General features: G+C 54.5%; 23 protein-coding genes and 1 tRNA gene. 14 read left to right on the forward strand and 10 right to left on the reverse strand.

Translation table 11 applies throughout. The features are described from left to right. Window positions 1-99: 99 nt before the first annotated feature. Complete coding sequence (gene nadA, locus CCZ28_RS01570; RefSeq protein WP_140221257.1) at window positions 100-1,158, forward strand: quinolinate synthase NadA; 1,059 nt, start codon at window positions 100-102, stop codon at window positions 1,156-1,158. Window positions 1,159-1,176: 18 nt separating this feature from the next. On the opposite strand, the gene CCZ28_RS01575 is transcribed toward nadA, so the two are convergent. Continuing rightward, on the reverse strand, window positions 1,177-2,616 hold the full coding sequence (locus tag CCZ28_RS01575; protein WP_140215330.1) for a M48 family metalloprotease: 1,440 nt from the start codon (window positions 2,614-2,616) through the stop codon (window positions 1,177-1,179). A gap of 96 nt (window positions 2,617-2,712) precedes the next feature. On the opposite strand from CCZ28_RS01575, the gene CCZ28_RS01580 reads away from it, so the two are divergent. Then, on the forward strand, window positions 2,713-2,967 hold the full coding sequence (locus CCZ28_RS01580; protein WP_140215332.1) for a sulfurtransferase TusA family protein: 255 nt from the start codon (window positions 2,713-2,715) through the stop codon (window positions 2,965-2,967). Here CCZ28_RS01580 and CCZ28_RS01585 read toward each other — a convergent pair whose 3' ends face one another. Both CCZ28_RS01585 and CCZ28_RS01590 read right to left on the reverse strand, forming a co-directional pair. Continuing rightward, window positions 2,968-3,441 carry a peroxiredoxin gene (locus tag CCZ28_RS01585; protein WP_140215334.1) on the reverse strand — a complete coding sequence of 158 codons (474 nt, stop codon included), beginning with the start codon at window positions 3,439-3,441 and terminating at the stop codon, window positions 2,968-2,970. Window positions 3,442-3,467: 26 nt separating this feature from the next. Beyond that, the gene (locus tag CCZ28_RS01590) at window positions 3,468-4,028 is read right to left on the reverse strand and encodes a glycine cleavage system protein R (protein WP_140215335.1); all 561 of its coding nucleotides are present in this window, start codon (window positions 4,026-4,028) and stop codon (window positions 3,468-3,470) included. A 313-nt stretch (window positions 4,029-4,341) separates the two neighbouring features. Here CCZ28_RS01590 and dapA point away from each other — a divergent pair, with 313 nt between their 5' ends. From dapA to CCZ28_RS01620, 6 genes are all read left to right on the forward strand, one after another. Continuing rightward, on the forward strand, window positions 4,342-5,220 hold the full coding sequence (dapA, locus tag CCZ28_RS01595; RefSeq protein WP_140215337.1) for a 4-hydroxy-tetrahydrodipicolinate synthase: 879 nt from the start codon (window positions 4,342-4,344) through the stop codon (window positions 5,218-5,220). Between the two features lie 14 nt (window positions 5,221-5,234). Further along, window positions 5,235-6,419 carry an outer membrane protein assembly factor BamC gene (bamC, locus tag CCZ28_RS01600; protein WP_140215339.1) on the forward strand — a complete coding sequence of 395 codons (1,185 nt, stop codon included), beginning with the start codon at window positions 5,235-5,237 and terminating at the stop codon, window positions 6,417-6,419. Next, window positions 6,358-7,116 carry an MBL fold metallo-hydrolase gene (locus tag CCZ28_RS01605; RefSeq protein ID WP_140215341.1) on the forward strand — a complete coding sequence of 253 codons (759 nt, stop codon included), beginning with the start codon at window positions 6,358-6,360 and terminating at the stop codon, window positions 7,114-7,116. The genes bamC and CCZ28_RS01605 overlap by 62 nt, the downstream gene beginning before the upstream one ends. A 159-nt stretch (window positions 7,117-7,275) precedes the next feature. Continuing rightward, complete coding sequence (gene purC, locus CCZ28_RS01610; RefSeq protein WP_140215343.1) at window positions 7,276-7,986, forward strand: phosphoribosylaminoimidazolesuccinocarboxamide synthase; 711 nt, start codon at window positions 7,276-7,278, stop codon at window positions 7,984-7,986. An 80-nt stretch (window positions 7,987-8,066) separates the two neighbouring features. Next, window positions 8,067-8,156, forward strand: a tRNA-Ser gene (locus CCZ28_RS01615). A gap of 561 nt (window positions 8,157-8,717) precedes the next feature. Continuing rightward, complete coding sequence (locus tag CCZ28_RS01620) at window positions 8,718-10,382, forward strand: hypothetical protein (RefSeq protein WP_140215345.1); 1,665 nt, start codon at window positions 8,718-8,720, stop codon at window positions 10,380-10,382. Between the two features lie 69 nt (window positions 10,383-10,451). On the opposite strand, the gene CCZ28_RS01625 is transcribed toward CCZ28_RS01620, so the two are convergent. After that, on the reverse strand, window positions 10,452-10,988 hold the full coding sequence (locus tag CCZ28_RS01625) for a hypothetical protein (RefSeq protein ID WP_140215347.1): 537 nt from the start codon (window positions 10,986-10,988) through the stop codon (window positions 10,452-10,454). Between the two features lie 516 nt (window positions 10,989-11,504). Between CCZ28_RS01625 and CCZ28_RS01630 the strand changes: the two genes are divergently transcribed. The 4 genes from CCZ28_RS01630 to CCZ28_RS01645 all read left to right on the forward strand — a co-directional run bounded on the left by CCZ28_RS01630 (window position 11,505) and on the right by CCZ28_RS01645 (window position 15,479). Continuing rightward, on the forward strand, window positions 11,505-11,843 hold the full coding sequence (locus CCZ28_RS01630) for a helix-turn-helix domain-containing protein (RefSeq protein ID WP_140215349.1): 339 nt from the start codon (window positions 11,505-11,507) through the stop codon (window positions 11,841-11,843). A gap of 128 nt (window positions 11,844-11,971) precedes the next feature. Further along, entirely contained in the window at window positions 11,972-13,414 is a 1,443-nt protein-coding gene (locus CCZ28_RS01635) for an AAA family ATPase (protein ID WP_140215351.1), read from the forward strand. A gap of 77 nt (window positions 13,415-13,491) precedes the next feature. Further along, window positions 13,492-14,244: a hypothetical protein gene (locus CCZ28_RS01640; RefSeq protein WP_140215353.1), complete on the forward strand. Its 753-nt coding sequence runs from the start codon at window positions 13,492-13,494 to the stop codon at window positions 14,242-14,244. A 230-nt stretch (window positions 14,245-14,474) separates the two neighbouring features. Next, entirely contained in the window at window positions 14,475-15,479 is a 1,005-nt protein-coding gene (locus tag CCZ28_RS01645; RefSeq protein ID WP_140215355.1) for a replication initiation protein, read from the forward strand. Window positions 15,480-15,588: 109 nt separating this feature from the next. Here the strand turns inward: CCZ28_RS01645 and CCZ28_RS01650 are convergent, their stop codons facing one another. After that, complete coding sequence (locus CCZ28_RS01650) at window positions 15,589-16,866, reverse strand: tyrosine-type recombinase/integrase (RefSeq protein WP_140215357.1); 1,278 nt, start codon at window positions 16,864-16,866, stop codon at window positions 15,589-15,591. A 329-nt stretch (window positions 16,867-17,195) separates the two neighbouring features. Continuing rightward, complete coding sequence (locus tag CCZ28_RS01655; RefSeq protein WP_140215359.1) at window positions 17,196-17,456, reverse strand: hypothetical protein; 261 nt, start codon at window positions 17,454-17,456, stop codon at window positions 17,196-17,198. Window positions 17,457-18,091: 635 nt separating this feature from the next. Here CCZ28_RS01655 and CCZ28_RS01660 point away from each other — a divergent pair. Next, window positions 18,092-18,553: a hypothetical protein gene (locus CCZ28_RS01660; protein WP_140215361.1), complete on the forward strand. Its 462-nt coding sequence runs from the start codon at window positions 18,092-18,094 to the stop codon at window positions 18,551-18,553. A 23-nt stretch (window positions 18,554-18,576) separates the two neighbouring features. Here the strand turns inward: CCZ28_RS01660 and CCZ28_RS01665 are convergent, their stop codons facing one another. Both CCZ28_RS01665 and CCZ28_RS01670 read right to left on the reverse strand, forming a co-directional pair. Continuing rightward, a complete protein-coding gene (locus CCZ28_RS01665) occupies window positions 18,577-18,783 on the reverse strand; it encodes a carbon storage regulator (RefSeq protein WP_205894628.1) in 207 nt (68 codons plus the stop codon). Between the two features lie 80 nt (window positions 18,784-18,863). After that, window positions 18,864-19,136, reverse strand: a complete 273-nt coding sequence (locus CCZ28_RS01670; protein ID WP_140215364.1) for a hypothetical protein — start codon at window positions 19,134-19,136, stop codon at window positions 18,864-18,866. Window positions 19,137-19,396: 260 nt separating this feature from the next. Between CCZ28_RS01670 and CCZ28_RS01675 the strand changes: the two genes are divergently transcribed. Beyond that, window positions 19,397-20,983 (forward strand): catalase, encoded by a 1,587-nt coding sequence (locus tag CCZ28_RS01675; protein WP_140215366.1) that lies wholly within the window; start codon window positions 19,397-19,399, stop codon window positions 20,981-20,983. A 53-nt stretch (window positions 20,984-21,036) separates the two neighbouring features. Here the strand turns inward: CCZ28_RS01675 and rfbD are convergent, their stop codons facing one another. Together rfbD and CCZ28_RS01685 are read right to left on the reverse strand one after the other, a co-directional pair. Continuing rightward, a complete protein-coding gene (rfbD, locus tag CCZ28_RS01680) occupies window positions 21,037-21,912 on the reverse strand; it encodes a dTDP-4-dehydrorhamnose reductase (RefSeq protein ID WP_140215368.1) in 876 nt (291 codons plus the stop codon). 249 nt (window positions 21,913-22,161) lie between these two features. Continuing rightward, complete coding sequence (locus tag CCZ28_RS01685) at window positions 22,162-22,986, reverse strand: sigma-54-dependent transcriptional regulator (RefSeq protein ID WP_240795214.1); 825 nt, start codon at window positions 22,984-22,986, stop codon at window positions 22,162-22,164. Between the last annotated feature and the right edge of the window lie 155 nt (window positions 22,987-23,141).

The following is a 23,141-nucleotide window of genomic DNA, read 5'->3' on the forward strand; positions in this document are numbered from 1 at the left end:
CCATTCATCAGCCACGATCACTGCTGGCGACCGTAGGGAGTCGGCCAGGATGCTGCTATGATTCGCGACCTTGACGACCCCCGTTTTCAGGTACCCGCCATGGCGCAGATTTCCGAACGTCTCCTGGTCCAGGCCCATCTGGCCGCCAAGCAGCCCAAGGCGCTCGGGCCGGACGAGATCGCGGCCTACAAGACCGCCATCGCCCGCGAGCTCAAGGCGCAGAACGCGGTGTTGCTGGCCCACTACTACACCGACCCGCTGATCCAGGCCTTGGCCGAGGAAACCGGTGGCTGCGTCGCCGATTCCCTGGAAATGGCCCGCTTCGGCAATCGCCATCCGGCGTCCACGGTGGTGGTGGCCGGGGTCAAGTTCATGGGCGAGACGGCCAAGATCCTCAATCCGGAAAAGCGGGTGCTGATGCCGACCCTGGAAGCCACCTGCTCGCTGGACCTGGGGTGCCCGGTGGATGAGTTCTCCGCCTTCTGCGACCAGCATCCCGAACGCACCGTGGTGGTCTACGCCAATACCTCTGCCGCCGTGAAGGCGCGGGCGGATTGGGTAGTCACTTCCGGCTGTGCGCTAGATATCGTCGAGCATCTGATGGACAACGACGAAACCATCCTCTGGGCGCCGGATCGGCACCTGGGTCGTTACATCCAGCGCGAGACCGGGGCGGACATGCTCCTGTGGGAGGGCTCCTGTATCGTCCACGAGGAATTCAAGGCCAGCCAGCTGGAAGACCTCAAGCGCCTCTATCCGGAGGCCGCCATCCTGGTCCATCCGGAGTCGCCCGAGTCGGTGATCGAGCTGGCTGATCACGTCGGCTCCACCAGCCAGATGATCAAGGCTGCCCAGACCCTGCCCAACCAGCAGTTCATCGTCGCCACCGACCGCGGCATCTTCTACAAGATGCAGCAGGCCTGCCCGGACAAGGTTTTCATCGAGGCGCCCACCGCCGGCAATGGTGCTGCCTGCCGCAGCTGCGCCCACTGCCCCTGGATGGCGATGAACACCCTCGAACGTACCCTCAATTGCCTGCTCGACGGCTCCGGCGAGGTCCTCGTCGATCCCGCGCTCATTCCTAAGGCGGTCAAGCCGCTCAAGCGGATGCTGGACTTCACCCAGGCCCTGCAGCTGAAGGTCAAGGGCAACGCCTAAGGCCCGCTACACCAAGACCTAGCGCAGGATCTCTTCGCTCAGCTTGCGCTGGGCGATCATCTCCTGCTGGCGGGCGTCGATTCGCGCGGCGAGCTGATAGTTGCTGGCTGCCCGCTGCTTGGCGAAGCCCAGTTGCTGGATGGCCTGGTTGTAGTCGCCGGTCAGGGCGAAGTACTCGGCGCGTGCCTGGTGCACGCCCACCAGATCACCCGCCTGGCCACGGATATCCGCTGCCAGGTTCCACAGATCCGGATCGATAGGACGCTGCTTGAGCAGCTTGTCCAGTAGTTGGCTGGCCGCCTTGGACTGTTTGGTCTTGTTGAGCAGGTCGACTTGAGCCAGGGCGACGGCCAGGTCGTCCGGATAGAGCTCCATCAGCCGCTGGGCGCGTTTCTGGGCGTCGGGCAGGCGATTGGCGGTGATGTCCAGGTCGACCTGGGCAAGGTTGTAGCTGACGTCGTCCGGCGCCTTGCGCAGCAAGGGGGCCAGGGTTTCGCGTGCCTCGTTGAGCTGGCCCTGGCGAGTCAGGGCCATGGCCAGGCCGTAGCGGACGGAGTCGTTGTCCGGATTTTCCTGCAACTGGGCTCTATAGCGCTTCACCAGCAGGCCGGCGGTTTCCTCGAAATACATCTGAGCACGCACCTTCATCAGCTGGAAGCGCTTGCTGTCCTCAATGCCGCCCTTGGGAAAACGCTCGGCGCGCGCCTGGGTATCGGCGATCCGGCTATCGGTGACCGGGTGAGTCAGCAGGAACTCCGGCGGGGTGCGGTCATAGCGATACTGGCGGGCGAGCCGCCCGAACATCTCCGGCATGGCGCGTGGATCGTAGCCGGCGCGCTCCAGATTGACGATGCCGACGCGGTCGGCCTCCTGCTCGTTGAGCCGGGAAAAGCGCAACTGGCTCTGGATCGCCGCCGCCTGGGTCGAGGCAATGGCGGCGATTCCCGCATCGCCGCCGCCCGCCGCAGCCGCCACGATCCCGGCGAGCAAGGCCGCCATCAGCGGCAGCTGCATGCGCTGCTGGTTTTCCACCCCACGGGCGAAGTGGCGCTGGATCAGGTGACCCAGCTCGTGGGCCATGACCGCGGCATACTCGGCTTCGGTTTCCGACTTGAGGAACAGTCCGCCATTCACCCCGATCACCCCGCCGGGCGCGGCAAAGGCGTTGATCTCGGGATCCTTGATCAGGATGAAGACCAGGCGGTGGTCCTGCAGGTCGCTGGTCTCGGCCAGCTTGTAGACGGTCTGTTCGACGAACTGCTTGAGCTGCGGATCGTTGATGGTCGGTACCTGGCCGCGCAGCATGCTCAGCCAGGCGCGGCCCATCTGAAACTCCTGCTCGGGCGAAACGATCGAAGAGCTGGCATCGCCCAGCGAAGGCAGATCGTTCGCGCCATGCGCCAGAAGCGGCGCGGTCAACAGCGCCAGGGACAGCAGGGCGGGGCGCAGAGCTTTCATAACATGACTCGTGAACGCAAAGTCGTTACTTTAGCGGCCCGTCGTCCGAGTGCCTAGCAAGCGCAGGCACTGTCGTATCCCGTACCGGAGAATCCCATGGCTGACATGAGCCAACCCTATACCGGCGCCGTGACCGCCCATCTCGACGCCAGCGGCCTGAATTGCCCCATGCCCTTGCTCAAGGCCAAGCTCGAACTCAACCGACTGGCCGCGGGCGAGGTCCTCGCCGTGGTGGCCACCGATGCGGGCTCGCAGCGTGACTTCCGCACCTTCGCCAAGCTGTCGGGACATACCCTGGTCGGCGAAGAGGTGGCGGGAGAAACCTTCCGCTATTGGCTGCGCAAGGCCTGATCAGGCCTGGTTCAGCGCCTGGGCGGCGGCCAGCACTTCCGCAACGTGACCGGGTACCTTCACGCCACGCCAGATCTGGCGCACCACGCCGTCGCGATCGATGAGGAAGGTGCTGCGATCGACGCCGATGTACTCCTTGCCATAGAGCTTCTTCGGTTGCAGCACCTCGAACAGATTGCACAGGGTTTCGTCCTTGTCGCTGATCAGCTCGAAGGGAAAGCCCTGCTTGGCGCGGAAGTTCTCGTGGGTGCGCAGGCTGTCGCGGGAGATGCCCAGAATCTGGGTATCGGCGGCCTGGAACTGCTCATGTAGATCGCGAAAGCCCTGACCCTGGGTGGTACAGCCGGGGGTGTTGTCCTTGGGATAGAAGTACAGCACCGCCTGGCGCCCACGCAGGCTGTCCGGCGAGACCGCAAGGCCGCTGGTGGCCTGGGCCTCGAAGGCGGGAAGCGGTTGGTCGAGGGTCACGCTCATGGACAGGTCCTCTGGTTGCTACGCGATTAGTTGCTTTGCGGCCGCCAGGGCTCGATCAGGGCGTCGAGATTCAGGGCGTCGGCGAAATCCAGGAACTGGTCACGCAGCCAACTGATCTGGGTGCCGGCCGGCAGGGTGACGGTGATGGTGGCGTTGAGCATGGTGCCACCGGTCTGCGGTGCCTGGTAGGAGTCACAGACCAGGTTTTCCACTTCGATCTTGTGGTCGGCGAAGAACTGGCACAGCTCGTTGAGGATGTCGGGCCGATAGGCGGCACTGACATAAACGACGTACGGCAGCGCCTGCGGACGATTCTCCAGCGCGGCGCTACGGGTGACCCCGACGGTGAAACCATGGCGTTTGCCGAGGCCGGCGAGGCCGCCTTCGAGGCGCGCCAGGCCATCCCAGTTGCCGGAGACCTGCAGGATCAACGCGCTGTATTCTCCGTGCCGGCTCAGGCGGCTGCTGACCACGGCGCAGCGATTGTCCATGCAGCTGCGAAAGAGCACGTTGGTCAGCTCCATGGGATTGGCGCCCATGGCACTGATGACGAGAAATTGTTCGCGAATCGGGGGGGTAGCGGACATTGGGGTTCCTGGCAGGGGAGATACGACTAGTGTGCTGTTTCAGACGTTCGCGCAAGAATTGGCGAGTGATTTTTTGCCCTGGGCTAGGCGCCGCGACGAGTCATAGCAGGGCTATGGCGAGGAGTGGCAACAACGCCCAGGCCGAAAAAGCGCCGCCAAAATTGTGCAGTCAACTTCTGAAACAGCACACTAGCAAAGGCGAAAGGGTAGCGAAAAGCGCTCGCGGGGGGAATGCCCGTCGGGGCGCGTTGCTTGTGCTGGCGCAGAGGCGTCAGTACCATTACCGCTCTCTTTTTCCGGCAGGAGCGGTTGCATGATTGCGGGGAGTATGGTGGCGCTGGTCACCCCCATGGACGCCCAGGGGCGTATCGACTGGGATAGCCTGACCAAGCTGGTGGACTTCCATCTCGCCGAAGGCACCGACGCCATCGTCGCGGTGGGCACCTCGGGTGAATCCGCCACGGTCGATGTGGACGAGCACGTCGCCGTGATCCGTCATGTGGTCGAGCAGGTCAAGGGCCGCATTCCGGTCATCGCCGGCACGGGCGGCAATTCCACCCGCGAGGCGATCGATCTGACCCGCGCCGCCAAGGACGCCGGTGCCGATGCCTGTCTGCTGGTCGTGCCTTATTACAACAAGCCGACCCAGGAAGGGCTGTACCAGCACTTCCGCATGATCGCCGAAACCGTCGCCATTCCGCAGATCCTCTACAACGTGCCGGGCCGTACCGCCTGCGACATGCTGGCCGAGACCGTCGAGCGCCTGGCCAAGGTGCCGAACATCATCGGCATCAAGGAGGCGACCGGTGATCTGTCGCGGGCACGGGACATCCTCTCCCGGGTCAGCAAGGATTTCCTGGTCTATTCCGGTGACGACGCCACCGCAGCCGAGCTCATGCTGCTGGGCGGCAAGGGCAACATCTCGGTGACCGCCAACGTCGCCCCCAAGGCGATGAGCGAGCTGTGCGCCGCCGCCATGCGTGGCGATGCCGACACGGCGCGCGCGCTGAACGAAAAGCTGATGCCGCTGCACAAGAATCTGTTCATCGAATCGAACCCGATCCCGGTGAAGTGGGCCCTGCACGAAATGGGCATGATCGACGCCGGTATCCGCCTGCCTCTGACCTGGCTCAGCTCGCGCTGCCATGAAGTGGTACGTCAGGCCCTGCGTCAGGCAGGAGTGCTGGCGTGATTAGGAAGCAGGCGATGAAACGTATCCTGGGTATGACGACGCTGGGCTTGGCCGTGGCCACCGCGAGTGGTTGCAGTTGGCTGTGGGGTGAGCACGGTTACTTCCGTGATCGCGGCAACGACTACCTCGAAGCCCGCGAGACGCCTCCCATGCAGATCCCGCCGGATCTGCACACCAAGCCGCTCGATCCGCTGCTGCCGATCCCGAACAATGTGCCGGACACCCAGAACCGCGCCTATGGCTACCAGGTGCCGCCGCCTCCGGCGCTGAGCGTCCAGGGCAGTGGCAACGAGCAGTACAGCGTGCAGCGCAGTGGCAATGCTCGCTGGCTGGCGGCGCAGAAGGTCCCGGCCTCTGTTTGGCCGACGGCGCGCCAATATCTGACCGACAACGGTTTCCGCATCGCCGAAGAGCGCCCGCAGACCGGTGAGATCATCACCGCCTGGCAGTCGCCCACGGAGCTGTCCACGCCGCTGGCGCGTAGCCTGAGCGCCAATGGTCGCCTAAAGCCGGGCAACGAGGTGCGGGCTCGGATGCGCATCGAGCCGGGCGTAGCCTCCGGTAGCAGCGAGATCTTCGTCCAGACCCAGACCCGCAGCCAGGGCAGCACCAGCGATCCGGCCTGGTCCAGCAGCCAGGACAGCTCGGCGCTCGACGATGCCCTGCTGAACCAGGTCCTGGCCGGTCTGGATCGCAGCGCCGAAGGCGGTAGCTCGGTTTCTCTGCTCGCCACGGGCGCTTACGATACCCCCGAGCGCGTCACCTACGAGCTCGACGGCAGTGGCGTGCCCATGCTGGTGCTGGATAGCGACCTGAATCGCGCCTGGTCCAGCGTTGGCCGCGCCATCGAAGGGGCCGATATCCGCGTCGACGACATGGATCGCAGCCTGGGCGTGTACTACGTGAACCTGGCCGAGGGCGCGCAGAAGCCCGAAGAGCGCAAGCCGGGCTTCTTCGGTCGTCTGTTCGGCAAGGGTGAGACCAAGGAAGAGGAAGACGCCCGCGCACGGCGCTTCCAGGTCCGTCTCACTCAGGTCGGCAACGCCGTTCAGGTCACCCTGGACAAGACCATCAATACCGCAGCACCCAACGATATCGCCGAGGGCGTGCTGAAAAAGCTTCAGACGAGCATGCAGTATGCGCTTCGCAATCCTGGGCAGCGGCAGTCGGGGCAACTCGACCCTGGTGCACAGCCATAACAGCTACATCCTGATCGACTGCGGCTTCTCCCTGCGAGAAGCCGAGCGTCGGTTGGCCCGGCTGGGTGTGGTACCTGCCCAGCTGGACGCCGTCCTGGTCACCCACGAACATTCCGATCACGTCCAAGGCGTAGAGCTGCTGGCGCGCAAGCACGGTGTGCCGGTCTACTACAGCGCCGGTACCGGTCGTGGCCTGCGCAAGCCCGTGGCGGCCCAGGGACTGCTGGTGGATGGCGAGCGACTGGTGCTGGATGCGCTGGAAGTGACGGTGGTGCAGGTGTCCCATGACGCCCTGGAGCCCACGCAGTTCGTCTTCGACGATGGCCGCAGGCGGCTGGGTGTACTCACCGATCTGGGCGAGGCCACCCCGGGCGTGTTGGCCCATTATCGCGGCCTGGATGCCTTGGTGATCGAGGCCAACCACGACAGCGCCATGCTCGCCGCGGGGCCCTATCCCTACCACCTCAAGGCGCGCGTCGGCGGTGTCCGGGGCCATTTGAACAACCGCCAGTCGGCCGATCTGGTGGCGGAGCTGGGCTGTCCTGGCTTGCAACACCTGGTGCTCGCCCATTTGAGCGAGAAGAACAACAACCCCTGGCTGGCGCGGGCCTGCTTCACCAACGTCCTCGGCTGCGAGGCGGATTGGCTGCAGATCGCCGATCAACAGCAGGGGCTGGAGTGGCGAGCGATCGCCTGAAACAACATCTACCGAGTTTCTTTGAGGACCACGCCTCGCCGCGCGGCCAAAAGATCCAAGATCCTATGTAAACTGCGCTTCCCGGCTGTATTCATCCCGAACCGCTCGCCTCGCCTGGGTTCGTCCACAGCCTGCAAGCCATTCGAACCGGAGTCCAAGATGGAAAAACGCGCAGAACTCTACCGTGGCAAGGCCAAGTCGGTATTCACCACCGACGATCCCGATCGCCTGGTCCTGTTGTTCCGCAACGACACCTCTGCCTTCGATGGCGAGCGCATCGAGCAACTCGACCGCAAGGGCATGGTGAACAACAAGTTCAACGCCTTCATCATGCAGAAGCTGGAAGACGCCGGCATTCCGACCCAGTTCGAGCAGCTGCTGGGCGACAACGAATGCCTGGTGAAGAAGCTCGACATGATTCCGGTGGAATGCGTGGTTCGTAACTTCGCCGCCGGTAGCCTGGTGCGCCGTCTGGGCGTGGAGGAGGGCCTGGAGCTGACTCCGCCGACCTTCGAACTCTTCCTGAAGAACGACGCCCTGCACGATCCCATGGTCAATGAAAGCCACGTCCAGGCCTTTGGCTGGGCCACCCTCGACCAACTGGCGGAAATGAAGACGCTGACCTTCCGCATCAACGACATCCTCAAGCAGCTGTTCGACGATGCTGGCCTGCTGCTGGTGGACTTCAAGCTGGAATTCGGCCTGTTCCACGGCAAGGTGGTGCTGGGCGACGAATTCAGCCCGGACGGCAGCCGTCTGTGGGACAAGGCAACCCGCAAGAAGATGGACAAGGATCGCTTTCGCCAGGGTCTGGGTGGCGTGATCGAGGCCTACGAAGAGGTCGCCCAGCGCCTGGGCGTCCCGCTCTAAACGCAAGCCGCTGATACCAGAGCTTTTTTTGCAATTGCTTGTTCGCTTTTGCAGTCATGGCTGGTATCATGCGCCGCGTTGGAGAGATGCCGGAGTGGTCGAACGGGACGGATTCGAAATCCGTTGAGTCAGCAATGGCTCCTAGGGTTCAAATCCCTATCTCTCCGCCATATACAGAAAACCCTTGCAAATCAGTCATTTAGGTTTGCAGGGGTTTTTTATTTCTACCCCTTTTTCTATCCCCTTTTCCTACCCGCTCTCAGCCGCCGCCGCGGCGCTTTCTCAGCCTGCTTTAGGGCACGCCCCTGCATATCCCGCTTCGTCCCTAAGCGAATTTCAAGCCTCTTTAAGCCCCATTCTTGGCCTACCTATTGCTCACCCCTTGCTAGCTCTTATTCAGCCTCAAAACGCACCAAAACAAGTTTTGGCACCTTTTGAGGCTCCGCCTAAAAGCCATCGCTTCGGTTGAATCCAACTCGCCGGGAAAATCCAGCGCAAAGCCGCCCTAACAAGTCAGGCTAGCCGGACAAATCCGGCTAAAAGCAAAGCAGGCTTCGACCCATTTTAAAAATGTTAAACTATTTAAGTGGGCATATATTAACCCGTTGGGCTTACCACCACACTTTGCTGCGCAAAGACGCTTCGCTTGCGGTAGTAAGCACGGGTTCCTTGCCGGAAGGGCAGAAGCAAGGCCGTTATAGCTTAAAATTAACAATAAATATGAGGAGAAAATGAGTGGCAAAAAAACTGTTTCGATGATTTTTAAAACTTTGAACTATACGAATGAAATTAAGAAGAAATCCACCAATGGTCATGGTGGGCGACGTCAGCTAATTAAGAGCTTACGCCATTCCTTACGAATACCAGCCAGCACTCCCAAACAATTGGAATGGATAGATGAACAATCCCATCTTAATTTAATTTGGTTGCCAGAGATGGGGGTAATCAAGCTGGATGATTTCTCAGAAGAGCAGAGAGAGGAATTGCTTTCCCGGATCACGGACGAGGCGGAATCACCAACTATTGCAAATGACAATAGATCGGAGCTTCTGGAGTTAAGAACAAAATTAAAGAACAAGGTAAAAAACGCCAGTAAACAAGAGACCAACGAAGCTACGATTTCGGCCTTTCAAAAAATTTTGAATGTGCAAGGTATTGCCGAAATAGATGAGTTATTGACAGCTCTTACCCAATTCGAAATTAGGAGAAAATCCCAAAAGCTAAGCACGGCTAGACAATTTCTTGAGTGTCATAATGAAATAGAACGTGGTCCGAAGCCACTTATTAGAAAAAATCAAGCGGTAATCCAGGAGGCTTTTTTCAAGTTCCCTTCAAAAAATCAGGTTGAGGGTCTGAGTGCTGAGCAACGAATTGAGCTAATCAAAGACTTTTATGGAGTTGTATTTCCAGAATACCCGATACATTTTGTGGTGTTGCACGGCGATGAAGATGCGGATCTAACAGATCATAGCGACCATCCGCATATTTTCATCTCAACCAAAAATAGCAAAACAGGGCGTTATGATCTTCGTGAAACGCAGATCAACAAGGTCAATTCTTATCTCAAGAAACATAGGCCAGGAACGATTCCAGTTAGCGAAAAACCTGACTTCTTAGAATCTCAATTATTGTTCGGCTATTTACAAGATATGTTCTATTCCTTCACCAATAATAGGCTGCTGAAAGCAACGCCTTATTTCGCCAGGAAAAATAGCAAGACCGAAAGGTATGCGAATACGCTTAGATTTATTAACGATGAGTCAAGAAAAGCGAAATCAGAGCGGGAATTTAGCCTATACCAGTTGATTAAGGAAAAAAGAAGTCGGGCAGCCCAAGATTTAGAACAGGCACAAAGGCAGGCAGCAGAAGCTAAGGAATATACCCACAAAGCTAAGCAATATGTTTCTGTCCAAAAAGCCAAGGCAAAAGACGCCCAAGAGTCTGCTAGGGATGCAGAACAGCGTCAAAAGCTTGCTGAAGAGGCAACTGAAGAAGAGTATCAGCGAGCTGCCGCTTATCAAAGGCGAAGCGATTCATTTATCCAGTCCTTGCACAAGTCAAGTGTGCAGTATGACAGGATACAAGATGAGATAGAGAAGAAGCGCAAACAGCTTAAGTTATTTAAAACTAATCTTACCGATCTGATTGACGGCATAATGCAATGGCTAGACGAGTTTTTCCAAGATAAAAAACAGGATTTACAGGAGTTATGTCTGGAGCGCGCTAGACAAGCTTATGCAAGAATTCGAGAGAATGACGAATCCTCTGATGGAATATTTGTAAGGCAAGCCGAAGAGGCCATTGATCAACAATTAGGGTTTCTAGATGAATATGGCACAGCGCTACCAGAATTGCCCAAAGCACTAGAAATAAAGAGAAAAATTATCAAGCCTTAAATTAGACAGACCTTAATATTACTGGTCTGTCTAACCTAAGCATATGGCTCAAGAAGCTACAACGCCTATTTAGCGAAATATAGTATACCGATACTCACTATTTCCAAGATAAGAATGGTTTTTGTAAAACCATTCTGGTGTCTTGATTTCGTCCATTCCATCGCGGACCAGATAAATCTGAACCAATCCTGTATTACTCCCAATATTTATTTCAGCAGCATACTGTGGTTCGACGCTCGATACTCCAGGTTTTTTTCTTATGTCTAGATAGGCACTCTGTCCGCCATTGATGCCGTTTGGCAAAAGAATGTTCGGATAACTAAAAAGGGGGTTTTTGAGCTTGTAGAAGCTGGGAGAAACTAATATGTTCACTATGGCGGTTAGATTATATTTACTTCCTTTCGGTGGGGAGCCGCATGCTTTAACCATCTGCTTAATATCTTCAATTTCTCGGCTTTTAATAAAGTCACGATCTTCATACGCCTGCCATTTTTTAATCGAAGCTATTGTGAGTTCAGGCTTATAGTAGTAATAGCGATCATTACAAGCGGCTTGCGACTTAGTTGTTAGTAATAATGAAACGCCAATCAATAGTATTCTCTTCATCTAGGCGAATCCCAACAAAAAGCCCCTTTAACGGGGCTTAGAAAGGTGATGGCTTATCTGAATGCGCCACGAATGGCGGAGCGGATAGAGCTAGACACCTCATTTTTCAGTGAGCTAGCAGCATCTTTCGCCATGTCTGTAACGAAGGATGAGCCTCCGTCTGAGCTATCCCTCTGTGTTCCAGTGCGACCAGAGGCGGACTGACTGGCCCCCAAAGACTGCACTGGTTGACCTCCTTCATAAGCGACCTGCTGATTGCCTGCCTGTGAGGATGGTGTGAATCCGCCTGCTTGCTTTTGCAGATCAGCACATCCGCCCAAAGCGAGGCTGACTCCGATTGCCAACGCCATAACTGCTTGTTTCATAGCGATTTTCTCCATTTGGTAGCGCAGGATGCCAAGCTGCATCAGCGATACTATACGAAAAATAGCTAGTTTTTGGCAATTTTATAGACTCGCTATGAGCTTTAAGGGGGTGCTAATAGGTGTAAGCATCTGATTTTTGTAGGATTTTCAGATGATGCACGCAGCTGCTAAGGCTCTTGGCAAGCGAATCAAAGACTTGCGATTAGACAAAAGGTGGACACAGGCTAACCTTGCGGAGGCGCTTGGCTGCGAATCCATGACCGTGAGTCGTTATGAGAGAGGTGAATATGCACCAAGCATTGAGGTTTTAGAGCAGATTGCAAAGGCATTAGATGTTGAAATCGGAGAATTTTTTAACAATCGACGCGATGATGCAATTGTGCACTCTAAGCTAAGGCATGATCTTTGCGATATTGCATATCGTGCTGATGCTGATGCCTTAAAAGAAATTGTTAACGCGGCAAACAAGATTTTAGCGAGAAAAAGGTGAAGTTTCTATATTCAGACTGTATTTCTAAGTCGCTTTCTGAGCGTTGAGATATTAGATTCCTCATACTTCTAATCATAGAGGTATTATACACTTAACGATGTGTTAGTCATATCAGAAGGGAGATTGATGTGAATTTCGAAAAGATTATAGATGGGATGAATAAATCCGATACGCAGTCTTCACCTCTAATAGCATCTATATCAATTAAGGGTCTGTTTGGGCTTTACGACTATGAACTCCCTGCAGATGGCCTTTTTTCCAACGCTGCAATTCTTTATGGAGACAATGGCGTCGGTAAAAGCACTTTGCTTAGGTTGGCATTTCATTTGCTCTCTCCTAGTAATCGGAATGGTCACAGGTCGGCATTATACGAGGCCGAGTTTGATGAGCTAAGCGCGACACTTGCGAACGGAGTAACTGTTCGCGCTAAAAAGCAAATGACCAGAACTCGAGTTGCATCTGGTGACCACCTGAAAAAACTCATTCTTACGGTAGAGCGCGACAACGCAATACTAGCACTATGGGAGTTTGTTCCACGAGCCTATCGGTCCGAAACGAATGACTACTATTATCAGGATGCTGATGGTTCAGTAGTGATTCGTAATTCAAAAAAGAATATCGCGGAAAGATATAAGGTCGGAAGTGATGTTGTGGGAGAAAGCCACTTCATCTCTAGGCTAGAAACTGTAGCGCCCAACATTTTTATATTGAATGCTGACAGACGTTTGGATAGTGATGCTGTTGCAGACCCCGGCGATGAAGTTGAGTTGCGACGGTTTATGCGTATGGATGAGCCAAGGCGGCTATATGACATCGTCACAAGGTCCAGACAGATAGCTCTTACTCAAGCTTTAACGTCTGCGAGTAGATGGATTTCTCGCAAAGCTATATATAGCGCCAACCGTGGTTCTGAAAATGTCCATACTGTCTACACAAATGTCATTAAACAGCTGACAGCGACCAACTCGTCACCTGAGATAGATCCAGATTTCGCTGAGCTTCAGAACAAACTGTCAAGAATTGAACACAAAACTAGTGAGCTCGCGCGATATGAGCTTGCTACACCTTTAAATACTCTTGAATTGAAACGCTCTCTCAGCTCAAGATCAAAAAGTAAGAAGCGTTTGGCTGCTGAGCTATTAGTTCCCTATATAGAAAGCTTGCATAGCCGTCTAGACGCTCTTAATCCAATCTATCAGTTGATTGAAAAGTTTGTTACAACTATCAATAGTAACTACCTTAGGGATAAATACATAACTTACAAGGTGAGTCAAGGCTTTAGTATATATAGTGCTAAAGGGGAGCCGTTAGAAGCTAAACATTTATCTTCTGGCGAACAGCAGCTTATGCTTCTGTTCTGTTATGTGCTTTCTGGTCGCGATAAGCCATGTGTTTTTATGATTGACGAGCCTGAGATTTCTTTGAATGTTAAGTGGCAAAGACAGCTTATACAATCACTGTTAGACCTCACGAAGGAAAGCAGAATACAGTTTATATTTGCTTCCCATTCTATGGAGCTGCTCGCACAGCATAGAGATCGAGTCGTTCCTATGCAGAGTAAGCCTCAATGATTCCGAGACGAAAAATTGAGGAGCTTATTGTTCGTCACCACTACGAGCCGACATTGCGGGATATCTATGTAGAGGGCATGTTCGACAAAGAAGTGCTGACGTCTTTTATATCATCGGCGGGTAGTGACCAGGTTGTTTATGAAATTGATGGTATTGAAGTTGGCCCTGATATATTAGCTAAGCATGGCCTGACGGAAGGTAATAAACAGCGAGTGATAGCTCTTGCAAAGGAGTTATCCGTAGTAACAGCAGATAGTCAATATCGTTGTATTGTAGATAAAGACCTAGATCATTGGATGGACCTAGTCGAAAATATTCCTCGGCTAACGTGGACTGAGCATACTTCCATAGAGCTTTATTTTTATACGAAAAAGATTCTGACTGACATTATTATGGTTTCGGCGCGAGCCAAGATTACTCACATCGATGAGTTTATGGACTCATTAGCCGTAGTGCTCAAGTCTCTCTACGCGTTACGCGTCGTAGATCGCGAACTTGGTTGGAATATGGAATGGGTCGAGCCATTCAAAGATTTGTCGACCAAAGGAAGCATTCTCACGCTCAATCTAACCAGCTATATAAATCGGCTCGTGTCTAAAAATGGCAGGCATCAAGATCGGGCTCGACTTGTTGAGCAGTTAGATGTTTGGTTGCCCAAGCTAACTGGAGATCCACGTTCTTATATAAGGGGGCATGACTTTGTAAGCGTTCTGGCTTGGAGCGCGAAGGAGTTTAAGGGGATCAAAGAACTTGGTGATCCTATAATTATAGAGCGTATGTTAGTTCTGATATCGCACTCAGTAGAGGAATTGGCCGTCCTGCTGGAGTAAGTCAAGATGCCATCTTTAACTCTCGTTTGACTAATTGTGAAAACAAAAACCCCTTAAGGCTTGCGCTTTAAGGGGTAAATGCTATTTTAAGTAAAGGAGTAGAGATTACAGGCCGGCAAGCTAATTAATTTCTACACTTGTCACTCGCTAATTCAGTTTAACATTTAAAAGCAAAGTCGCAAGGGTAAGGTCAAGAATCTCCTCCTAAATAGAAATTTATAGAGGAGAAAATGATAAATGCACAATTAAGACTTGAAAATACGCTTGAGCTTTACAAGTCAAAACTTCCGTCGAAGCCATATTATACCAATAATTTTTTTTTAGGGAAAAAAATAGGCCATCTTAAGACCGCCCTATGTGCGAGTCATATTCAGTCGAATTCGTCCACTCACAAGTATTTTATACTGCTCGATCTGGACAGTGAAACAAGCACGTTTGATTGGGCTGATAAAGGATTGCCAGCGCCTCACCTAATCGTTAGAAATTTAAACGATGGGCGATCTCACATGACTTATATTCTCAAAACGTCAGTTAAAGTTGATCTTCTTGGCCATTACAAGCCTATTAAGTATTGCTCTGACATTGAGCATGGGCTGGCTGTAAAAGTAGGCGCGGACATGAACTACAATGGTCTTCTAACTAAAAACCCATTCAAGTCATCTCTCTATAAAGTTTTTTCATTTCAAGATGAACCGTATGATCTCGATTATCTTCATGAGTTCGTGGATAAAGACCTTGTGAAAAGACATAAAGAAGCTAAAAGGGAAAAAGGGATTGAGGATGGTTTTGCGTCAGGCAGAAACTGCACATTATTCGAGAACCTACGTCAGTGGGCTTATAAAAATTGGCACAGATGTGACTTGGCGGAGTTGCAATCAATGCTCTTTTCCCAAGCAATGGAGTTCAATGCTTTTGAGTGCCCGCTAAGCACGAATGAAGTTAGCACCATAGCAGATAGCGTATTTCGCTTTATAAGGCGTAATTTTTCAATTGGAAGACTTAGTGAACTGAAAAGCGAGCGTGCCAAGCGTTCAAGGCAGAAGAGTAAAGGGAATGTGATTTACAATGGTGAAAAACCATGGGAGACGGAAGGCATTCCATCTTCTACTTACTACTATAGGAAAACGAATAGTGTTAAATCAGAACGACAAACAATTTCCGAGATGAAGCCTTGGAAAAAACTGGGTATAGGACGAACGAAGTGGTATGAGCTCGGTAAGCCGGATAGTATTTAGTTGCGGACAAAAGTTGGAATTTTACTATATCAGGATAATAGCCCTGTAAGGGAGCCTCCCTGGCGAAGGTTTTCCTTATATGCATATAGGGATTTTCGCGATATGGTTGTTAAATCTCGAAATTTAAACTCTCTACTGCATCTGACTTTTGTTTGAGGCTTGGGCCGGCACTATATATATCAAATGTTATAGAGTTTGTTTTATGTCCTACGATAGATGTAATGGTTAGTGGGTCTATGTTGTTCCTTTGAAGCTCAGTAATTAATGACTTTCTGAGTGAGTGAAATACATATTCAGAGCCAAACCCTAGCGCCGTCTTGTGCCTTCCGAATCGTTTAGACAAAGCATCGCTTCTATTCCCATACTTATTACCTGCGGAGCTTGGAAATAGATACTCATCATTAGGGTTAATCTTCTGATAGCTCTCAATTAAATCCTTAATGTGTGAGTGAATAGGAACTTTTCTTCGGCCTGCTTTTGTTTTGGCGCGGGAAACGTTGATGGATAATACGTCCTGGTGTTTCTCTATTTCGGCTTTCTTGATCTTAAATAACTCCTCTATTCGCATGCCGGTGTATGCGCCAATTTTAATGATGTTGCGCAAGTTTTCATCATCAGCCTTTTGGTGAATGTCTTTTATTTCTGCGACTGTAAAGGCTTTTCGCTCCTTTATTTCAACGCTCAGTTTTTCTCTTAAGTCATGGCTTTCAAAAGGATTTGCTAAGTCTTTGTATTTTTCCCGAACAGTTTTATCGTATTTCTTTCCCCACTTGAAAAAGCTGTTATAAGCGAATAAATATTGCTTCTTTGTTTTTTGTGAATGTTCTAGAGAGTTTAAATGAAGCTCTACACTGTCGAAATTGAGATCCAAGTCGTTTTTTTCAAGCCATGCTCTGAATTTTTTCAGCCTAGATAGTTGAGTGTCTATTGTTTTAGGTATTATCCGGTCGTTTTGAAACTCTGCGTATGCTTTTAGACGCGCATCAGTGAATATTGTTTTGGCAGTATAAGTAGACTGTTTGGTCAAAATATTGATGAGCTCGTCTCTATCCTCTACGCTCTTGATCTTGTGCTTCTCAACCAACTCAATAAATTTGATTGTCTCTATAGGAAGAGCGTTGCTCTCTTGTCGCATCGTTTCTGAGACGTATAGCGCTTCATCTTTCCAGTTTTCTTTGCGGCTTATACTTTTCTTCTTCCGTGCCTCAGCAATCTGTCGCTTCCACAGTTCGATAAATTCGTATTTCTTGTGATTCGCCTCGCTTTTAGAGGTGGTGCCAAGGCTTTTGGTCAAAACCTTGCGGTTCCCGAAGGCTTCGCGCACATCGACTGGGATGTCTAAGCGGACGTGGAAGATGCCCCGTTTGAGGATGAGCAGATCGGACATTTTTGGCGTCTCAGAGATTCAACTTCTATCCCGATTTCTACCCCCATTTTCTATCCCATGCAAGTCTGAAACCCTTGTATGATGCGGCATTGCTGGATTTTATAGTTCTTGTCATATAGTCCCTATCTCTCCGCCATATTGCAAATCGCTGAAGCCCCTGGAAATGTCGAATTTCCAGGGGCTTTGTCGTTTCTGGGCGATACGCTGGGACCACTTCGGGCCCGATGCAGCCTGCATCGTCCACCACGTCACTGTCTGACGCTTTGGGTTTGCAGCTCGCTGGCTTTAACTTGGCTGGCCTCGTTTGGCGATGTCTCGCTGCGGGAGTGTCACTCTTTGTGTGCTGCCGACTCAGTGGGGACGAGTGCATCGGCGGATGCGGAGAATTCCTTGATGCGGTGATAGCGGGTCAGCCAAAGGCCAAGTTCCAGGGTAAGCGTCTTGCGCTCCAGAGTGGTAAGCGCTGATAAATCTTCTCTAATAGCTCGCTCTGCGAATTCTATGGCTGCCAGTTGCCCAGTCGTACGTGCAGGGCAATTTTTAATCGCGTAGCGCAGTGCCTCTTTATAATCGCTACTCAAACCAGGCATGGCACGTCCTAATTAGTCTTTCGATAAGCAGTAATGTGTTGATGCTTATCGATAGGTGGTTGTTTGATATCTCGGCATTCTTGCCGCCTTTCACCTATCCCGAAGTGGCTGCTCGGCCCCATGGGTACGCTCGGGCTACGCCTGTGCTGCCATGAAAGGTGCTCAAACCCTCGTTGGCGCTCGATTCGTGTGGTGTGCTCAGCTCCTTTGGTCCGGAGAAGGCTAGGAGTCAATGATGTTTGGAGCGTAGCCGGATTGGTATCCCGTCTGGTGGCTTTTCCAGATTTAGTGATAAGCGGTCCATTAACTTGTACTCGATTTATATCGGGCTCTAAATCGGCACTTTTAAAGACTTTCGCCTATTAAAAGAGCCTCGGTATAAAGATAAAACCTGTATCGAAATTGGACGAAGCCGCGGGTACAGCCGCGCTGCACTGATCGGCCAGGGCTGCTGATCCATGCCGGCACAGCCGTCGAGCGGTAGGGGGGATCGCTGGAGATGGCTGGACGCGTTGTCTAAATGGAGCGATGCTGAAAACGTCCGCTGCAGAGTGGACGATCCCCTGAGCCAGGCCCGCAGTGCGGGGCCGGGGGGAAGTGGCTTCGCCGAATAAAAATAAGAGAGGAGTCGAGCGATGTTCTACAAGGTCAGCGTGTATTCACGGCCGGAAGATCGTGGGCTATTGGTCTGGCGGTGGAAGAAGCAGTTTCTCGGTGAATGGGTCGAGTCCCGTCAGGAGTTCGAGGACTGTGACCACTGCGTGCATCATGCACTGCTGGATGCCAAAGGCCAGCGCGTCCATCTTGAGACCGATCGCTGCACCCTGTATCGCTATCGTTTCCAGAGCATGCTTCACCAGTACGGAAGCTGCTACTGCCTGGGCGGTGGTCGAATGTCCGAGGCCATCCTCGATCTCATCGCCCAGATCGAAGAACGCCACAACATCATTGTCCTGCGGAACGGCCAGCCCTTCTTCGCGCATTACCGCGCCGACCTCCAGGCGGAGGGGACACTCGATCCCGAGTTATGGCAGGGTGTGGAATGGCGGAACCTGGAAGGGCGCTTCGAATACGCGCGCAATCCCAGACTACTCTGACCATCGAGCCAAGTTGGGGGAGCCTAGAAGGGTAGGAGTTCCTGGCGCATGATGCTGATGTCGGCAGGTGCCTGGATACCGACCTGTACCCGCTCCCCCTGGACCTTGATGATGCGGATGTTGATGCCGCCATTGAACAGCTGATCCAGCACCTGTTCCTCATCAGCACCTGGTTTCAGGGATAGATTGATGATTTCGTTGGTGCGGCGCGTCAAGACCAGATAAGACATGAGCATCCCTGCCATGATTTCAAGGTTCAGATGATAGCCAGTTCTGCTGAGTATGAGAACAAGTCGGCAGATTATTCGCTCTAGGACAGGAATCTCCGCCTATTCAGCCGCCGCTGCCGGGGTTTCAGTTGCCAACGCCGGATGACGAAACCCAGCAAGCCGGCAGCAATCGTCAGCAGATTCACCCGATCGGTAGGACCGCTGCCGTGATAGCCCGCGACAAATGCAACCAGGGTGGCGAGTGCCCACATCGAGATGGCTGACGCAATAGCGACGGCCATCTCATTCAAGTCCGAAGCCGGTGCTCGCCTCGCGGCCGGGAGCGCTTCGTTTTCGTAGTCTTCTTCAGGCATGGGGAGCTCCGGCGTGCGTCTTGTTTGAGATTATCGCCAAGTGTCTTATCGACTGCTTATGAGCAGTCTGGATGGGAGCGATAGCGCGATCAGCAATTTTTTCCGCCGAACGGACCAGAGGTACTCGCTAGAGCCATGGATGGTCAGCGGAAGCGGTCGAGGCGCCGTTTCGTTGTATGACAGCTCGTCTGACGGCGGACAACTGCTGAAGAAAAGGATCGGTCACTCCTGTGTTCGACGTGAACAGCCTGGAGACCATCATGAGCGACGACAAGATCACTCTCACTACCCGCCAGGGCCACCCGGTACGGGATAATCAGAGCCTGAGAAGCGTAGGGGAGCGCGGCCCGGCGACGCTGGAAAACTATCAGTTCATCGAGAAGATCACCCACTTCGACCGGGAGCGGGTACCCGAACGGGTCGTGCATGCCCGAGGAACCGCCGCCCATGGTTGGTTCGAGGCCTACGGCACCATCGGCGACGAGCCGGCCAGCCGCTATACCTGCGCCAAGGTGCTGACCAAGACCGGCGTGAAGACACCGGTCTTCCTGCGCTTTTCCACGGTGATCGGCGCCAAGGAATCCCCCGAGACCGCGCGGGATCCCCGCGGCTTCGCGATCAAGTTCTATACCGAAGACGGCAACTGGGATCTGGTGGGCAATAACCTGAAGGTGTTCTTCATCCGTGATGCCATCAAGTTTCCCGACATGATCCATGCCTTCAAGCCCGATCCCATCACCAACCGCCAGGAACCATGGCGCTTCTACGACTTCGTCCAGCACCATCCAGAAGCCCTGCACATGGTGACCTGGGTGAAGAGCCCCTGGGGTATCCCCGCGGACTACCGGCACATGCAGGGATCGAGTGTGAATACCTACAAGCTGGTCAACGACCAGGGTGTGGCAGTGCTGTGCAAGTTTTCCTTCGAGCCCAAGCAGGGCATCAAGAATCTCACCAGCGAGAAGGCGGCCGACATCCAGAAGTACGACGTGGGCCATGCCACCCGAGATCTCTACGACGCCATCGACCGCGGCGACTACCCCGAATGGGAGATGTGCGTGCAAATCATGACGGATGAGGCGCACGACGAGTTGCCCTTCGATCCTTTGGATGACACCAAGCGTTGGCCCGAGGATCAGTTTCCCCTGCTGCCAGTGGGTCGGCTGGTGCTGGATCGCAATCCCTCGAATGTCTTCGCCGAAACCGAGCAGGCGGCCTTCGGGACAGGGGTCCTGGTGGAAGGGATCGACTTTTCCGACGACAAGATGCTGCAGGGGCGGACGCTGTCCTATTCCGATACCCAGCGCTATCGGGTCGGTGCCAATTACCTGCAGTTGCCGATCAATGCGCCCAAGTGCCCCTATGCGACCAATCAGCGCGATGGCCAGATGGCCCTGCAGGTGGATCGCAGCGGCAGCAATCCCCATGTCAATTACGAGCCGAGTTCCGAGGGCGGCTTGAGCGAGGCACCGCGACCGCAACACGAGTATCGCCAGTGGATCGAGGGACACCTGGGCCGCTATCAGTCGCGCAAGACCGCGGCGGACTATCAGCAGACCGGCGCGCGCTACCGTTCCTTCGAGGAGTGGGAGCGAGACGACCTCATCGCCAATCTGGTCGCCGATATGCGGGCGTGTCCCGAGAACATCCAGCTGCGGATGGTCTGGCACTTCTGGCACTGCGATCCGGATTATGGAACCCGTGTGGCTAAAGGCGCCGGCATCGACCTGGAAAAGGCCAAGGCCTTGCCGAATCTACCGGGGCATCCAGCGCCCAACGAAGATGTGCCGGTCGCGACCTACCAGGGCGGTGAGCGGGAGGCGCCGAAGCCTGGACAGCCTGCCTAACCTGACGGCGACCCGACGGACAGGCGCCGTCGGCAGCGCCTTGATCAGCGCGGCTATTCGTCCCGTTCGAAGAGCATCCAGCAGCGGTCGAAATCCTCGCGCCAGTCGGGCAGGGCGAATGGCAGCACCGCCTGGGCCTTGCTGCAATCAAGCCGGGAATAGAGCGGTCGGGTGGCCGGGGTAGGATAGTTGCGCGTGGTGGTCGGATAGAGGCGGGCGCGCAATTCGCCACGGTTGGCCAGGCATTCGGCGATGGCTTCGGCGAAGCCGTACCAGGAGGTCTGGCCGGCATTGGTCAGGTGGTACAGACCGCCCAGTTCAGGCTGTTCGGTGAGGCGCTCGACCAGGTGACGAGTCGCCCGGGCGATCGTCGGTGCCCAGGTCGGAGCGCCTTGCTGATCGTCTACCACATGCAGTTCGTCACGCTCCGCGAGCAGGCGGCGCATGGTGTTGAAGAAGCACTGGCCATCGTGGGAGTAGACCCAGGAGGTGCGCAGGACCAGGGCGCGGCCACCGCTGGCCAGTACCGCTTGCTCGCCGGCCAGCTTGGAACGTCCATAGACGCTCAGCGGCGCTGGGGCGCAGCCTTCGGTATAGGGCTGGCGACCCGTGCCGTCGAAAACGTAATCGGTGGAGTAGTGGACGAAGGGGATGCCACGGTCACGTGCCCACTCGGCCAGGATCCACGGCGCCTCGGTGTTAATCGCGGTGGCGGTCTCGGCGTCGTCCTCGGCCTGATCGACCGCGGTATAGGCCGCCGCATTGATGATGAGATCGGCAGTGAGAGTTTCGAGCGCCGCGCGCAAATGGGAGGTCTTGGCGAGATCCAGCTCCGCCTGACCGATGACGGTGAGCCTATGGGTACTGGCGAACTCGCGCTGCAAGGCACGCGAAACCTGGCCGGAACGGCCGATGATCACAATATTCATGAAACCATACCTGGGCGCCTGGCTACGAAGGCGCACGTCCTGAAAATCGATTCCTGAAAAGCCCAAGGCTTTTCCCACACGAAAGCCAACCAGCCGCACGGGGCGACAAGCTTGGATTTCCGGTCATCTTTCGCGAGAAAGATGGCAGCCGCTGGCTATGGCGGAGTGAGCATCGATTGGCTGGACGAGGTGGTCATGGTGCGACTCGAAAGGGATACGCGGCTAGGACTGCCATCCATCGGCGTGAGTTCAGCTTGGACGGGACAGCGGTGCCAGCAGCTTGCCAAGCTCCAGACCTGTCGTCGAGGCGGTCAGCACGGCGGTATGGAGAACCTGTTCAAGTTCGCGGATGTTGCCGGGCCAGGCATAGGCGAGCAGGGCGGCTTCGTCCTGGGGCGTCAAGGCAGGCGGCGAGCGACCGAGACGCTCGGCGTGTTGCGTGACGAAATAGCGGGCGAGCGGCAGTAGATCGGCCGGACGCTCTCGCAAGGCGGGCACTGGTAGCTGCCCAGGACTTAGCAGCCGCCAGAGTCCAGCGTCGAAATTGCCTGCCGCGACCGTACGTTCGAGGTCCACACTGGAACCGGCGACCAAGCGCACGTCCACGGCGGTACGCTGGTTGCTCCCTTCGCGCAGGATGCTGCCGTCTTGTAGAACCTGGGCCAGCTCCTGCTGAAAGGCAAGCGGCAGATCGGCGATTTCATCGAGATAAAGGGTGCCGTGCTGGGCCGTACCGAACCAACCCATGCGACTACCCGAGGTACCCGCGTAGGCGCGGGGCAGATAGCCGAACAATTCGGCACCGGCATGGCGCCGGCTCAGCGAGGTGCAACTGAGGCTGCTGAACAGGCCGGAACGGCCACTGCGCTCGTGGAGGCGCCGGGCCAATAGCTCCCGGCCGGTGCCCCATTCGCCGGAAAGCAGGACGGGGTAGGGATGAGGGGCGAATTCATCGAGCTGGTCGAGCAACTGGCGTGAACGGGGATCGGCGAAGGCCAGCGCCTTGGCGCGAATGGTGAGGGTGTTCTGCTGATCCGCAGGTACGATCAGCAGATCATGGGAAAGGGTAGGCATGGTGACGTCACAGGCTGGCAAGGCGCCCAGCATAAAGGCTGAGCGTTATAGCTAAAAATAAGCATTAGCTATGCTTTTAGCTGTTTTGGTTATTTTGCCGAACGTCTGTCCCTGACGGGTATCGATATAGAATTCTCCGGTTGGCCATCGGTCCG

It is taken from the genome of Pseudomonas oryzihabitans, from assembly GCF_006384975.1.
Classification (GTDB): domain Bacteria; phylum Pseudomonadota; class Gammaproteobacteria; order Pseudomonadales; family Pseudomonadaceae; genus Chryseomonas; species Chryseomonas psychrotolerans_B.